Below are 12972 nucleotides of genomic sequence, written 5' to 3' on the forward strand. Positions count from 1 at the left end.
TCCGTGAAGTTAAAACAATTTTGTTATGTCAGAAAAAGTGACAAGGCACATCAGTCCAAGCAAAACTGCAAGACCGACTGCGTTTATCATCCACTCAAATTTTTGCGGAAGCTTTTTCTTGAATATTCCCTCATAAAGAAGGATGAACAATCTCCATCCGTCAAGTGCCGGGAACGGAAACAGATTGAAAAGTCCGATATTTATCGTGAGCAAAGCCATAATCCTGAATGTTGAGGTCAGGCTCATTTTTACAGCACCCGACACAACAGACACAGCACCGACAGGTCCGCTCATATCAGAAAGGCCGTATTTCCCTGTAATCAAATCGTGGAGGGATAGGAAAATCATTCTGCAAAACGACATAAACTGCCTGCCCGTTTCCCTCAAAACATTCGGCACGGTTTTTTCAACACCGTAGAGGTAAAAATCCATATCGATATAATTTTTACCGTCAATTTTCTGTGTGTTGAATTTTACATTGACGGTTTTTGCTTTGCCGTCACGCTTAATCAAAAACTCAACCTCGCCGTCAGCACTTCTTGAAAAGCCTGTGGTGATGTCGGTTGTTGTGTAAACACGCATACCGTCAATGGCTAAAATTCTGTCATTCTGCTGTAAATAAGCATTTGACACAGCGTTTTTGTCAAAATCGGCAACAACTGGAGTGCCTACAAGTTCCTGCGAACACACCATACCGAGAATGATAAGCACGCCCAAAATCAAATTCATCACAGCGCCTGCGACTACAACGAACACACGCTGAATCACCTTTTTATTGGCAAAAGAATTTTCGTCGTCGCTCTCGCTGTCCTCGCCCTCCATGGCACAATAGCCGCCAAAGAGAATCAGGCGGAGGGTGAATTTGGTGTCGCCTTTTTGAAATTGAAAAAGTTTCGGTCCCATACCGATTGAAAATTCATTAACCTTGACCTTCATCAGTTTGGCAGCGAAGAAATGCCCTCCCTCGTGCACCAAAATGATGAGTTCAAAGAAAAGAATTGCTATCAATATAGGATAAACAGTTTGCCAAATGTGTGACATTACTTCACGCACTCCAATACATAATCTCTTGCCTTGCGGTCGGCTTCAAGCACATCCTCCAAAGTAAAATCGGATTTGCTGTCTGCCTTGAGCATAGCCTCGTTATTAAGATATGCAATATCGGTAAATTTAATTTTACCGTTTAAGAAAAGCTTTACGCTTTCCTCGTTTGCACCGTTTGCTGCGGCAGGATGAAGTCCGCCTTTTTCGATTGCGTCCTTGCAAACATTAATGCACTTGAAAGTGTCGTAATCGGGCTCAAAGAATGTGAGTTTGCCATAATCCGCAAGCGAAAGTTCGCCGACAGGGCTTTCCACTCTTTCAGGATATGTGAGTGCGTACTGAATAGGAATACGCATATCAGGCACGCCGAGTTGAGCAATCATTGAATTGTCTTGATACACAATGGCGGAATGAACCACCGATTCTCTGTGAACGACAATTTCAATATCTTCATTCGGCATATCAAAAAGCCACTTAGCCTCGATAAATTCAAGACCCTTGTTCATCATTGTTGCACTGTCGATGGTGATTTTTGCACCCATATCCCAATTTGGGTGTTTGAGTGCGTCGGCAGGAGTAACATTTTCAAGTTCTTTGAGAGTTTTACCGAAAAACGGTCCGCCCGACGCCGTGAGTATAATCTTTTTGATTGCTTTTTTATTCGGTGAACCTTGCATAGCCTGGAAAATCGCTGAATGTTCGCTGTCAACAGGAAGAATTGAAACACCGTTTTCCTTTGCAAGATTAGTCACCAAATGACCGCCTGCAACAAGTGTTTCCTTGTTTGCAAGTGCAATGGTTTTCTTTGCCTTGATAGCCTCCAAAGTCGGTTGAAGTCCAACCATACCGACAACGGAATTAAGCACGGTATCAACACCGTCATATGTTGCACATTCAATAAGACCGTCCATACCGCAAACAACCTTTGTGTCGGTGTCTGCGATTTTTGATTTAAGCTCTTTTGCCGACTCCTCGTTCATCATACAAACAAGTTCAGGCTTAAACTCCCTGATTTGCTGTTCGATAACATCAACACGTGAGTTAGCTGTCAGGCATTTTATGTTATATCCCTGAAGTCTTGCAACATCAAGAGATTGAGTTCCGATTGAACCTGTCGAACCCAAAAGTGAAATATTTTTTGTCATATCAATTCACCTGCTAAATTTGTTTATCTTATGGCATTGTTGAAAATCTCAACCACACAATATGTAAGCGGAATTGAGAAAAGTGATGAATCAAATCTATCCATTACACCACCGTGACCCGGAAAGATTTTGCCAAAATCTTTTACATCAAAATTACGCTTAAGTACAGAAGCAGAAAGGTCGCCCATCATACTGAGGAATGCAATGAACGGTTCTGCAATAAGAAGCGTTGTAATCATATTTTTGCTGAGAGGAAAATATGCAAATTTGTTGAACAAAAGCATTGCAAACACGTTAAGTACAAATGATGTACAAATTCCGCAAAGCGCACCCTCTTTTGTCTTTTTAGGAGAAATGTGCGGTGCCATTTTGTGCTTACCGAATGCCATACCGCCAAGCTGTGCACCGGTATCTGTTCCGAGTGCGGCAATAAGACCGTAAAAAATAAGATAAACGCCAAGTTGTGATTTGTAATCATACATATCACGAAGCATAGCAAACATTGAAAAGCCGTAAGGAACGGCGATTGAAGCAACAACGCTGATTGCGACATCCTCAAACTTTGTGTGTTCATAATCGAAAATCATCGCAAGAAAGAATGCAATGATAACCAAAACAATGAACGCAAGCGGCGGAATTGTTGAAATAAAGTTCCCCCATTTTACCTCGCTGATCCAAGGACGCATAATGCTGTCGCTTGATGTGAAAGGAATGATTGCACCGACAACAGTGCCAAATGCAAGAATAAATTTGTTTGAAACCTTTGCACATTTCATAATTTCGTTTGATGCAACTGCGGAGAAAAACGCAATCACGATAATGAACAGCGGTGTGTATATTTGCCAAACAACAACTGCAAGAAGTGCCAAAAGCACGCCTGCTGTAATAAGTCTTTGTTTCATTTTTTAACCTCCGAATCTGCGATTTCTGTTTTCAAAATCAGCAAGAGCATTGTATAAATCATTCACGGTGAAATCAGGCCATAAAACATCACTGTACCAAAATTCACTGTAAGCTGCCTGCCAAAGCAAAAAGTTTGACAATCTTTGCTCACCTGACGGGCGAATAATCAAATCGCAATCAGGTGCAGTATAAATATTATTGCTTATATCATCCTCGGTAATCTTTGTTTTACCCTCGGCGATAAGCTTGTTAACCGCACTGACAATTTCCTCTCTGCCGCCGTAATTGACAGCAATAATAATCTCGCAGCCGGTATTGTTTTTTGTTTCTTCCTCAGCCTCGTCCATAAGAACAAGGAGTTCATCGGAAATGCCCTCTCTGACACCGATAAAACGAAGTCTGTTGTTTTCGGCAGCACCGACATCAGCTTTAGCCTCAAGGAGATACTGCTTGAACAGACGCATAATTGCATCCACTTCTTCCTTGGGTCTTTTCCAATTTTCTGTTGAAAATGCGTAAAAAGTGGCTGATTTTATACCGAGTCTGCCACATTCCTTTGATATTGTGCGGAATGTTTCGGCACCTTCCTTGTGACCTGCCGGGCGAGGAAGTCCACGCTTTTTTGCCCATCTTCCGTTGCCGTCCATAATGATGCCGATATGCTCGGGAAGAACATCAAAATGCGGTCTTTGGGAAGCAGTAATATTTTCTTTTTTTGAAAAAAGAGCCATATTTTTGTCTCCTTAAAAAAGTGTTATAGGGCGAAGCAAAAGCATCGCCCACAGATAATTATAATTACAAAATTAGATAGAAAGGATTTCTTCCTCTTTCTTCTTTGTCATTTCTTCAACATTTTTGATGTACTTGTCAGTAAGATCCTGAAGCTTCTTTTCACCGTCTTTTTGTTCATCCTCGGTGATTTCGTTTGCTTTCTTAAGCTTCTTTACATCGTCCATTGAATCACGGCGAACATTACGGACAGCAACCTTTGCTTCCTCGCCACGCTTTGAAACATCCTTTACAAGAGTCTTTCTGTGCTCCTCTGTGAGCTGAGGAAAAGTAAGACGGATAACCTTGCCGTCGTTTTGTGGATTGATTCCGATTTCGGCAACGTTGATTGCTTTTTCGATTTCTTTAAGCATTGAAGCGTCCCAAGGTTGAATCACAAGCATTCTTGGTTCGGGAACAGAAACAGCTGCCATTTGGTCAATCTTTGTCGGAGTGCCATAGTAGTCTACCATAACATTGTTGAGAACATTAGGGTTTGCTCTGCCTGCTCTGATTGTTGAAAAATCTCTGTCAAGAGAGTCAAGACATTTTTCCATTCTCTCTGTTGTTTTTGCAAAAATTGTATCCATTGTTAAATACCTCTCTTATGTGTATATAAATTATTGATTGTTGCTGACTGTTGTGCCTATTTTCTCGCCTGATACGACACGCATAATGTTGTCAGGGTCATTAAGATTGAAAACAATAATAGGCATATCGTTGTCCTTGCAAAGCGAAAATGCGGTTGAATCCATAACCTTGAGATCACGAGTGATAACCTCTTGGAATGTTACATTGTCAAACTTAACCGCATCGTCAAACTTGTTAGGGTCTTTGTCGTAAACGCCGTCAACATTTGTTGCCTTGAGCAACGCATCGGCATTGATTTCAACGCTTCGAAGTGCAGCCGCCGTGTCTGTTGAGAAGAATGGCGAGCCTGTGCCACAACCAAAAATCACAATTCTGCCCTTTTCAAAGTGACGAATAGCTTTGTTGCGAATATACGGTTCTGCGATTTGACGCATTTCAATAGCTGTTTGAACTCTTACATCAGCGCCAAGTTGTTCGAGTGCATCGCAAAGAGCAAGTGAGTTCATTGCAGTTGCAAGCATACCGATATGGTCTGCTCTTGCACGATCCATATGCTCACTTGTTCTACCTCTCCAGAAGTTACCGCCGCCTACAACGATGCCGACTTCAACTCCCTCGTCTGCTACTTTTTTTACTGCCTTGCAAATGCTCAATACAGTATCGTTATCAATACCTTTTCCTGCGGCGCCTGCAAGAACTTCACCGCTGAGTTTTAACAAAATTCTTTTATATGCTATACCCATATAAAAATCCTCCGTTGTGATATTTTCTTATATATAATAATATAAATTACTCTTAAAGTAAAGGAAATAAACAAAATTTAATAATTACAAATCTGTAACAACAAAAAGAAGCCACACGAAATGCACCTTACACCGTTAGATTTGCAATGTGCCGCCGTTGTGGCTTCTGTTACTTATTTACTTGTTGAATTCTCAGGTTTTGATTCTTGCTCAGCTTTATATTTTGAATATTTCTTGCTCAAGCTATAAATTGTAGCATAGTCCTTAGCGTTAATGAAACCATCTTTATTTACATCCAGATAAGACGAATAATCAACAGCAGTTCTGTTTTCGGACGGTCTATTATAATATCCTATATCCCACATATTATAAAGTTCTAAACCTGTATGAGTTTCAAACGTCTGACAATACTTGCATTTATAAACAATGCTGAACGGCTCAACCTTTATGTTATCACCAATCGCTGTGCCGACCGGTTCTTCATAAATTGTCACAACTTCAAATTTATGACCAAGGGCACGGCCTTGAGTGTTGCCTGTTGTTTTGTCGCATAATTTGCAAGTGTCAATATACAACTCACCTGTAAGGCAAGTTCCGTTTGTGATAACCCTATGATCATAATATCCTTCTACCCATTCTTTATGAACAAGGGTAGTGTTTTCTTTATAAGAACAACGGGTGCAAATCGGGGTTGAATAAACGTGTCCCGGCTTATCTTCAATAGGCACCTCTTCGTTTTTAAAGTCGTGACCTAAAGCGTCAATAGTGAAATCATATTCTTCTTTACATTTTGCACACGTTGCATGACCCGAACCTGCTTCTTCACAAGTTGCTTCCTTGTATATTTTTTTAGTACCGGGTGTCGGATAATGCCCTTTAGCTGCTATCGGTTCTTCTTTTTGACCGGAACAACGAGAGCAAATATAAGTTTTTGAACCGGCTTGTGTACAAGTGGCAGGAACTGTCAAATCAGGCTTTAGAACATATGAATGTCCGAGTTTCTGCTTAACGTCATCTTTCTTTGTGGCACCGCAAACGGTACATTTGTAGTTTGTATGACCGTCAGAAGTACAAGTTGGCGGAATTGTTTGGGTTGCTTCCCAACTATGTCCGCCTTTTGACGGAAGAATTACATTTCTTGTTTCGCCACAAATATCGCACTTATCGCGCTTGTAACCATCTATTTCACAAGATGGTTCACGAGATAAAATCGTTGTATATTGACCCTCAACCCAAGCTGTATGCTTTGTTTCAACGGTGGTTTCGCCACACACGGTACATTTATATGTCGAATAAATATGTCCGTCTGTTTCGGTTTTATCCTCAACCTTTACAGGATTTTCGGTATCTAACGTATGTCCTGTTTTTTCAATAGTTTCAGTTACATCCTTGTCACAAACAGAGCAATGTCCTGTTTTTGAGCCTTCTTCAACACAGTTTGGCTCTTTTGTAACAGTCCACTTTTCAACCTTATGACCTGCTTTTTGAACATAATTTATTTGAACAACGCCACATCCGTCAACCGTACAAGTGTAGGTTTCCACACCCCGAAGAGTACAGGTGGCAGTATTGGTATAGGTGTACTTTCCATCCACCCAAATATATTTTTTGATTGTGCCACTGTCCGCTGCCTCAACATGAGTGAGTTTTACATCCTCAGAATTACAGATTTTGCACTTTTCATACTGACGAATATGACCGTCAACAGCAGTGTCATCTCTTGTTGAAATTATCTCAAAATCATGACCCGTTGCAGGAATAACGACATCAGAATCGATAACTGTGTTACAATCTTCGCAGAATACATCCTGCAATCCGTCCTCTGTGCAAGAAACCTTTTTTTTAACATTAACGTGTGTATGTTCGTGTTTACAGGTATCAAGCGATTCAAACTGATAATTCTTTTTTTGAGCAAAAGTTTCGGCAGTTGAACCATTAAAACCACAAACCGTAAACTTTTGATCACCTTTAATTCCCGCATTATCAAAAGGATTGCCCACAGTATGGCTGCCGACCGAAAGAACTTCTGAAATCTCGCATTTTTTATTATAAATTTTTATTTTATTCAGAAAATAGCAATCCGCAAAAGCACGCGCTCCGATATATGCAACCTTTTCGGGAAATTTTACAAATTTAAAATTAGTGTTATAGAACGACCATTCGCTGACTTTTTCTATAAACGTTTCTATTTTTTTACCATTCTCGTCATTACCATAATTCTTAGCCGGATTTAGCCAATTAATCGTTGATAAGCTTTTGCAATTATAAAATGCCAAAAGTCCGGTTTCTTTCAATCCGCTTCCAAATGTAACTTCTTTAAGTCCTGTACAACCAATAAACGCACCTCTGCCCATTTTCTTCAACGAATCGGGCAAAACAACAGATTTAAGCGAAGTACAATCACGGAATGCAGCAATTCCGATTTCCTCCAAACCCTCAGGAAGATTAATTGTGGTCAGGCTTGTACAGCCACGAAACGCACCATACGAGAATGTACTTGTACCTGTACCCTCACCAACACCTGAACCTGTAACGCTCAAAGGGTTTGAACGAATACTTTTTATGGTTGAAGGAAGAACAACAGTGGTTAGATTTGTACAATTATAAAACGCATAATCGCCAATACCGGTTACTCCCTCTTCAACAACAACCTTTTTGATCAGTTCTTTTTGTTTTATCCAAGGCGGTTGCTTTGACAGTTCATTAAAGTCATGCATATCACCACTGCCCGAAATAGTAAGAAGACCTGTATCAGTATCCAAAGTATATACTAGTTTTGGACCAGGTTGTTTTTGAATTGGATTTAAACTTGGCGGCAACTCAATAGCGTCAACCGACACAACCGAAAAGAATGTTGTAAAACAAAGTACAACACTGAGTATCAGCGACAATATCCTCTTTCCAATTTTTTTCATATAAATCACCTATCTTTATACAAACTTATACACATTTATTCTATCATAAAATTTTGCTGTTTTATAGGGACAATATTCAACAAAAAAAAGCTATCCGCTTTGTGCAGATAGCCAAAATTGTATAGCGTTATTTTGTATTATTTCCACGGATATTTCTTTTGGAGTTCAACAAACTCATTGTAGTCATTTGCAAAATGGAACTCCTTTTGCAAGTCGGAGAAGAAATAGAGATAATCGGTTTTCGGATAATTCACAACCGCATCAACAATGTCTGAACCGCTGTTTGAAATCGGACCTGCCGGAAGTCCCGAACAGCGATAAGTATAATACGCATCGTATACTTTTTGTGAAAATCCATAGTCATCACGCAAGTCACGGGCATAGAAATATGTTACATCAGATTGAAGTTTCGAGCCTTTTTTGAGTCTGTTCATAAAGACAGACGCAATGTTCTTTGCGGAGCTTTGACCGAGTGCCTCCTCCTGCACAACAGACGCAAGAGTGATAAGGTCATACATAGTCATATCGTTTTCCGTGCAGAACTTTTCCATATCATCGGTTATGCGATAGTCAAACGCATCAAGCATTTGCTCGGCAATGTCCCTCGGCTCGCTATTCATTGCAAAATCGTAGGTTGCGGGGAACAAAAAGCCCTCCAATTTGTATGCAATCAGGTCGGAATCGGGAACGGTTTTAAGGAAATCATAATCAAATCCGTCTGTCGATTTGCACACTTCGAGAAAGTCGGAAGCCTTGCAAATTCCGTTCTTTTCAAGAATGTCGGCAATCTGCATAGCGTTCGTTCCCTCAGGAATACAAACCTTAACCGCCTTGTGAGAAATGTCGGGATTTTGCAATTTTTCGGCAATTTCCTCATAACTCATCGAAGCGGTCATATTATACTCACCGTTGATATATTCAAAATCGGGATAGTGGTTGCTCATCCAATTTGTCCACACAATATCGGAGCAAACCATCTTGTTGTTTGCCAATTTTTGACCAACCTCATACTCAAAATCTGACTTTTGAATAACAAGAGTGTAGGTGTCGTTGCTTTGATTTTTGCCGTTTATATCATCGGTAATTTTGGTGTAAAAATAAAATACAGCCGTAGCCAAAATGATTAAAACAAGAACAATTGCAAGTATTGCCGGGAGTGCGGATTTTTTTCGTTTTGCCATTTTCATCCTCCGAATAATTATTTTATAGGTATGCTTTAGGAACTATATCGACAGTTTTATTGATATTTTTCTGCTTGAAGATTAAACATATACGCATATGTTCCGCCTTGGTTCATCAATTCTTCATGGCTTCCCTGCTCAATAATTTCGCCGTTTTCCATAACATAAATTTTATCTGCATTGACTGTGGTAGACAACCTGTGCGAAATGAAAATCACGGTTTTGTCATCCGACGCTTCAATCATAGCCTGATTTAGATTGTGCTCGGCAACCGGGTCAAGATTTGCCGACGGCTCGTCAAGTATTGCATAAGGACAATTTTTATAAAATGTTCTTGCGACGGCTACCTTTTGGCTCTCGCCACCCGACAGCATTGCACCGTTGTCGTCAAACTCACGAAGAAGCTCGGTTTCGGTTGATTTCTTCATTTTTTTATCAAATCCGCTGTGCGACAACGAAGACAAAACCCTGCCCTTGTCATAATCAACATCAAGCGCCACATTTTCGCCAAGAGAAGCAGAAAAAATCTGAAAATCCTGAAAGACAGCCGAAAATCTGTCCCTATGCGACTGAACATTCACAGAGCGAATATCCTCGCCGTCAATCAAAATTTGACCCTCTGTTACATCATACAATCGAAGCAGTAGGTTTGTCAAGGTTGTTTTTCCGGCACCGTTATATCCGACAAGAGCAATTTTCTCTTTTGGATGAATAGTCAGGTTAATATTTTTAAGCGTTGGCTTGTCATTGCCCGGATATGTGAACGACACATTTTTGAGTTCAATCGTTTTAGGTTCGCCGCAAACAGCAACATCTTCGCCGTCTTTGATTTTATGGTCGGCTTTGAGGAAACCTCTGAACTTTTCGATAATTTTTGCACGTTCTTCAAACCTTGCAATCGCCCAAACAGTAAGGAAATTTACGCTCATGGCTATTGAATATGCACCGTTGAATGTTGCCACAAAATCACCTGCCGACACGCTTTTTTTGACCATAACGAGATAGCCGAGATACAGCGGAAGTGCAAGCATAGAGCCTATAATCTGCACGCCTATTTCCTGCACACAATATAGGCGTGAAATCTTTGTCCAATACTTATCCTGATTTTTGATGACATCATCGGCGGCGTCATTGTAGCGGTCAATAAGAAGCGGATGAATGTTGTTCATTCTGACTTCTTTGGCATAATCCTGCAAGTAGAAAATACGCTGAAAATAGTCACTTCTGCGGTGATACTTTGTGTTTTCAATCTGTCGCTGAGTTTGAAGATTGCCTATAACCTTTGACAAAGGCATAAATATTGCAATAGGCAAAAGTACTATCACCAAGCACAAAGGGTCAATGGTGAGAAGCACGCCCGATATTGCGATGAGCGACACCGCATTGCCGAAATAGTTGCGGACAAGTCCCAAAAGGGTTTGAATATTATCACTCGATGACTCAATAGTCAAAATAAAACTGTTGTAAAATTCGGGATTGTCATACGATTCAAGGTCAAGCGATTTTGCTTTTTCGTACAGAGTTTTATTAAGAGCATAGTAGCACTTTTCCTTTTCGACATTCCACATAAATTCACGGAAAAGCCACGAAAGCAAACGGCTCAAGATAATGACAAATGCAATAACTCCGATTGCCCAAAAAATGCGATTGAGTCTTTCGCCCGAAGTCATAACATCAATGATGTACTTTACACCGATAACGCCGATAAGACTGTTGGGCACATTTGCGAGAATCCCCCACATAAATTCACCGATAACGAGGAGTGGCGAAGCCTTGAACATAAGTTTGATGAAAAACAGCATATTTGAAATAAGCGAATGTTCTGTTTTTACTTTTTTCTTATTCATTTTCAATCCCCTCCTTGTTGTAATTTGAAGCCTGAAGCGTAAACATCTCGCTGTACATTCCGCCGTTTGCCATAAGGTCGGTATGCGTTCCGCTTTCAATAATATTACCGTTATCAAGCACAATAATCCTGTCTGCCATAGCGGCACTTGAAAGCCTGTGAGAAATATACACAACGGTTTTGTCTTTTGTTACACGGGTCAAATTGTCGTACATCTCGCTTTCGGCGATTGGGTCGAGTGCGGAGCTCGGCTCGTCAAGAACGGCAACATCAAAATCACGGGCAAACAACCTTGCCGTTGAAACTTTTTGATTTTCACCGCCCGAAAGACCTGCACCGTTTTCGTCAAATTCTCGGGTAAGGACCGTATCTCCGCCGTTTGCGAATGTGTTGATCTTCTTCCACGCACCGCTGTTTTTTAGAGCATTTTCGGCAAAAGCCTTGTCCTCATCCGTACAAGGACGGCACATAACATTTTCAAACACGGAAACTGCAAAATTTTTATAATCCTGAAACACAGTTGCAAAAACATTTCTGTAAGGTTCAAGCTCGTATTCCTTGATATTTACGCCGTTATACAAAATCTCTCCCTCGGTTGCGTCATAAAATCGGAGCATCAATTTTAAAAGTGTGGACTTGCCTGCACCGTTGATACCCACAACGGCAAGCGTTTCGCCTTTTGTAAGTTTGAAGTTGATATTTTGAAGCGAATATTTGTCTGCACTCGGATATTTGAAGCTGACATTTTTGAATTCAAGGCTTTCAAACGATTTCGGTTTTTTGGTACCCGAAGTAACGGTAGGTTCATATTCAAAGAACTCACGCAGATTTTGAAAATACAGAGCCATTTGGTTCATTTCATCAAAGCACTGTGTAATATCAAGTGTTACATCACGCACGGAATTTATTGACGACAGCACAACGCTGAAGCCCGAAACGGTCAAATTACCCTTGACAACAAACTCATATCCGGCATATAGATAACTGCCGATAATCGGAATAAATTCCTCAAAAAGCGAACTTACCATACTGTAAAGGAACAGACCGACACCGTACTTTTTAAGAATTACGATATTTGAATCAATCGCCGCTTCAAACCTTTTCATCAGCACTGCAAATATGTTTGATGTACGCATATCCTTTGAATATTCACGCAAAAAAACGGTGCGTTGAACATAGGCTTTTATGCGGTTATTCGTTGTCATTTCCATATCACGCTTGTAAACATATTTGCTCTTTGCCGTTTCGATAACAAACACCAAAAACACAGGCACAAGGAATAAAAGATATACGGGATTAATTGCGGAAATCGTTGCAAACACACAAATTACGGATGTAATTTCGGCAATAATGCTTGCCAAATCATAGCAAATAATATCAAAATATCCCGATGTTAAAACAAGGGTTGCACGCTGATATTTGTCATAAAAAGCAGGGTCCTCATAACAAGCGACATCAAGCGATTGTGCTTTGTCAAACACCTTGTTATTAAGCACTTTTAGGATGTTTTTTGTTGCCCGTTTTTCCAATTTCATACCCCAAAAACTGACAACCTTACACAATACCGACACGGCGGCAAAAGCCAAAAGTGCACGCACATATGTGGCAAAATCACGATTACCTGTGATAATCTCAAGCAAGATTTTCAGGAATAAAACATTCCTGATAAAGAACGAAAACACGCAAAACATTCCCTCTTGCATAAGATAGCCGATAAGCAGTTTTTTATCTGCTTGCCAGCACAGTTTTACGGCATAGATAACATTTTTAACCACAGGAACATTTTGCTGTTCCTTGTCAATCTGAATAAATCTCATTGTTTCTCCTCTCCAAACA

At 40.4% G+C, this 12972-nt stretch carries 10 protein-coding genes; all 10 read right to left on the reverse strand.

The features are described 5' to 3' along the window. Positions 1–9: 9 nt before the first annotated feature. The 10 genes from Q0E03_RS05155 to Q0E03_RS05200 all read right to left on the reverse strand — a co-directional run bounded on the left by Q0E03_RS05155 (position 10) and on the right by Q0E03_RS05200 (position 12953). Complete coding sequence (locus tag Q0E03_RS05155; protein ID WP_297130023.1) at positions 10–1041, reverse strand: RIP metalloprotease; 1032 nt, start codon at positions 1039–1041, stop codon at positions 10–12. Beyond that, complete coding sequence (locus tag Q0E03_RS05160; RefSeq protein ID WP_297130025.1) at positions 1041–2189, reverse strand: 1-deoxy-D-xylulose-5-phosphate reductoisomerase; 1149 nt, start codon at positions 2187–2189, stop codon at positions 1041–1043. Before Q0E03_RS05160 ends, Q0E03_RS05155 begins: the two co-directional genes overlap by 1 nt. A gap of 23 nt (positions 2190–2212) precedes the next feature. Next, positions 2213–3091: a phosphatidate cytidylyltransferase gene (locus Q0E03_RS05165; protein ID WP_297130027.1), complete on the reverse strand. Its 879-nt coding sequence runs from the start codon at positions 3089–3091 to the stop codon at positions 2213–2215. A 3-nt stretch (positions 3092–3094) separates the two neighbouring features. Further along, complete coding sequence (gene uppS / locus Q0E03_RS05170) at positions 3095–3823, reverse strand: polyprenyl diphosphate synthase (RefSeq protein ID WP_297130028.1); 729 nt, start codon at positions 3821–3823, stop codon at positions 3095–3097. Between the two features lie 72 nt (positions 3824–3895). Further along, positions 3896–4450 carry a ribosome recycling factor gene (gene frr, locus Q0E03_RS05175; RefSeq protein WP_294835832.1) on the reverse strand — a complete coding sequence of 185 codons (555 nt, stop codon included), beginning with the start codon at positions 4448–4450 and terminating at the stop codon, positions 3896–3898. A gap of 30 nt (positions 4451–4480) precedes the next feature. After that, complete coding sequence (gene pyrH / locus Q0E03_RS05180) at positions 4481–5194, reverse strand: UMP kinase (protein ID WP_273472314.1); 714 nt, start codon at positions 5192–5194, stop codon at positions 4481–4483. Positions 5195–5367: 173 nt separating this feature from the next. Then, complete coding sequence (locus Q0E03_RS05185; RefSeq protein ID WP_297130031.1) at positions 5368–8109, reverse strand: leucine-rich repeat domain-containing protein; 2742 nt, start codon at positions 8107–8109, stop codon at positions 5368–5370. Between the two features lie 137 nt (positions 8110–8246). Next, entirely contained in the window at positions 8247–9290 is a 1044-nt protein-coding gene (mltG, locus tag Q0E03_RS05190; RefSeq protein ID WP_297130033.1) for an endolytic transglycosylase MltG, read from the reverse strand. Between the two features lie 56 nt (positions 9291–9346). Next, complete coding sequence (locus Q0E03_RS05195; RefSeq protein ID WP_297130035.1) at positions 9347–11137, reverse strand: ABC transporter ATP-binding protein; 1791 nt, start codon at positions 11135–11137, stop codon at positions 9347–9349. Beyond that, positions 11130–12953 (reverse strand): ABC transporter ATP-binding protein, encoded by a 1824-nt coding sequence (locus tag Q0E03_RS05200; RefSeq protein WP_297130037.1) that lies wholly within the window; start codon positions 12951–12953, stop codon positions 11130–11132. The genes Q0E03_RS05195 and Q0E03_RS05200 overlap by 8 nt, the downstream gene beginning before the upstream one ends. Positions 12954–12972: the final 19 nt, after the last annotated feature.

The sequence above is a fragment of the uncultured Eubacterium sp. genome (genome assembly GCF_934525195.1).
Lineage (GTDB): Bacteria > Bacillota > Clostridia > Oscillospirales > Acutalibacteraceae > Eubacterium_R.

Excerpts from the sequence above, each read along its gene's own strand:
- uppS (WP_297130028.1), bottom strand. The coding sequence starts at position 3,823 with ATGGCTCTTTTTTCAAAAAAAGAAAATATTACTGCTTCCCAAAGACCG.
- Q0E03_RS05160 (WP_297130025.1), bottom strand. The coding sequence starts at position 2,189 with ATGACAAAAAATATTTCACTTTTGGGTTCGACAGGTTCAATCGGAACT.
- pyrH (WP_273472314.1), bottom strand. The coding sequence starts at position 5,194 with ATGGGTATAGCATATAAAAGAATTTTGTTAAAACTCAGCGGTGAAGTT.
- Q0E03_RS05165 (WP_297130027.1), bottom strand. The coding sequence starts at position 3,091 with ATGAAACAAAGACTTATTACAGCAGGCGTGCTTTTGGCACTTCTTGCA.
- mltG (WP_297130033.1), bottom strand. The coding sequence starts at position 9,290 with ATGGCAAAACGAAAAAAATCCGCACTCCCGGCAATACTTGCAATTGTT.
- Q0E03_RS05185 (WP_297130031.1), bottom strand. The coding sequence starts at position 8,109 with ATGAAAAAAATTGGAAAGAGGATATTGTCGCTGATACTCAGTGTTGTA.
- Q0E03_RS05195 (WP_297130035.1), bottom strand. The coding sequence starts at position 11,137 with ATGAATAAGAAAAAAGTAAAAACAGAACATTCGCTTATTTCAAATATG.
- Q0E03_RS05200 (WP_297130037.1), bottom strand. The coding sequence starts at position 12,953 with ATGAGATTTATTCAGATTGACAAGGAACAGCAAAATGTTCCTGTGGTT.
- frr (WP_294835832.1), bottom strand. The coding sequence starts at position 4,450 with ATGGATACAATTTTTGCAAAAACAACAGAGAGAATGGAAAAATGTCTT.
- Q0E03_RS05155 (WP_297130023.1), bottom strand. The coding sequence starts at position 1,041 with ATGTCACACATTTGGCAAACTGTTTATCCTATATTGATAGCAATTCTT.